Raw genomic sequence first — 1,772 nt, 5'->3', positions numbered from 1 at the left:
AGAGCGCAGACACCACACCGCATTCGGCGCAGAGACTCAGGCCATATGAGACATTCTCCACATTGCAGCCGGTGAGCACCCGCTGGTCGTCGGTGAGGGCCGCCGCGCCCACCCGCAGCCGCGAATAGGGCGCGTACGCATCGGTAGCTGACTCGATTGCCTTGCCCCGCAACATGTTCCAGTCGACAGTTAGTGACATGCTAACTGGTCCCAATGTGATTGCAGCGCATCGAAAGCCCCATCCACCCGCCGACCAGTGTCCAGAGTCACCTTAACGCCGCCGCCACTGTTCGCGCCGGCGGCCGCGACGGCCACCGGCGGGGTATCGCCGATGGGTAGAGTCCATCGGGAGGTTCTCCACAGCAGCAGCGTTGGAGGCGTTGGAGAGGTTGATGACAAGAGCCGCATCACCGGCCTGGCGGCGCAAGCTGTTGCCCACTGAGGCAACGCCGGTCCAGCGGCGCACGTTGCCCCGCGAACGACGGCGGAGCAGATGGCCCCGGCGCCCGCGGCGCCAGAGTCTGTACCGAGGCGACCCCGGGATGTGGGCGTTCGCCCTGCACCGGATCACCGGCGCGACTATCTTCTTCTTCCTCTTCGTCCACGTGCTGGACACCGCGATGGTGCGGGTGAGCCCGCAGGCCTACACCGAGGTGATCGCCACCTACAAGACCCCGATTGTCTCGTTGATGGAGTTGGGACTGGTGGCCGCGGTGCTCTATCACGGGCTCAACGGCATCCGGGTGATGCTGATCGACTTCTGGTGGCAGGGCTGCCGCTACCAGCGGGTGATGACGGTGATCGTCGCGGCGCTGTGGCTGCTGGTGATGGTTCCGGCGACCGTGGTGACCGGCGTCCACATGATGGAGTATTTTCGATGAGCTCACCGGACCTGCAACTGGGCTCTCAATTCGGCACAGGTGACATCGCCCCGACTCGCGGACTCGACCGCGACCGGCCCGCCAGCCTGGGCGACCCGCGAGCGCCGCACCGGCACTCCGTGATGCCCAACGTCGAGAAGTACGCCTGGATCTTCATGCGCTTCTCCGGCGCCGTGCTGATCTTCCTGGTGCTCGGCCACCTGTTCGTCATGCTGATGTGGGACAACGGGGTCTACCGGATCGACTTCAACTTCGTGGCGCAGCGCTGGCATTCGCCGTTCTGGCAGATCTGGGACCTGCTGCTGCTGTGGTTGGCCGAGCTGCACGGCGGCAACGGGTTGCGGACCATCATCGGCGACTACACCCGCACGGACCGCTCCAGGTTCTGGCTGATGACCCTGCTGGTGATCTCGATGATCTTCACGCTGACGCTGGGCAGCTATGTGCTGGTCAGTTTCGACGCCAACATCTCGGGATAGCAGACGGTGATGATCGAGTGATACGGCAACACCAATACGACGTGGTGATCGTCGGGGCCGGCGGCGCCGGGATGCGCGCCGCGGTGGAGGCGGCGCCGCGGGTCCGCACCGCCGTGCTGACCAAGCTCTACCCCACCCGCAGCCACACCGGCGCCGCCCAGGGCGGCATCTGCGCCGCGCTGGCCAACGTCGAGGACGACAACTGGGAGTGGCACGCCTTCGACACCATCAAGGGCGGTGACTACCTGTGCGACCAGGATGCGGTGGAGATCATGGCCAAGGAGGCCATCGACGCGGTGCTGGCCTTAGAGCACATGGGGATGCCGTTTTCTCGCACCCCCGAAGGCCGCATCGACCAGCGCCGGTTCGGCGGGCACACCCGCGAGCACGGGAAAGCCCCGGTGCGCCGGTC

The 1,772-nt window shown here is 65.9% G+C and carries 4 protein-coding genes; 3 read left to right on the top strand and 1 reads right to left on the bottom strand.

Annotated features, from left to right (window positions below; translation table 11 throughout):
* The coding region (locus AC2VOP_RS06665) for a cytidine deaminase (RefSeq protein WP_486960228.1) at positions 1-199 on the bottom strand (199 nt) is incomplete at its 3' end.
* A gap of 193 nt (positions 200-392) precedes the next feature.
* Here AC2VOP_RS06665 and sdhC point away from each other — a divergent pair.
* The 3 genes from sdhC to AC2VOP_RS06650 form a co-directional block, all read left to right on the top strand.
* Positions 393-881, top strand: coding sequence for a succinate dehydrogenase, cytochrome b556 subunit (gene sdhC, locus AC2VOP_RS06660; protein ID WP_486960227.1), 489 nt, complete (start codon positions 393-395; stop codon positions 879-881).
* A complete protein-coding gene (locus AC2VOP_RS06655) occupies positions 878-1,360 on the top strand; it encodes a succinate dehydrogenase hydrophobic membrane anchor subunit (protein WP_486960226.1) in 483 nt (160 codons plus the stop codon). Before sdhC ends, AC2VOP_RS06655 begins: the two co-directional genes overlap by 4 nt.
* Before the next feature lie 17 nt (positions 1,361-1,377).
* The coding region (locus tag AC2VOP_RS06650) for an FAD-binding protein (RefSeq protein ID WP_486960225.1) at positions 1,378-1,772 on the top strand (395 nt) is incomplete at its 3' end.

The organism is Mycobacterium sp. TH-M106, assembly GCF_057473765.1.
This window is presented reverse-complemented; position numbering and strand designations above follow the sequence as displayed.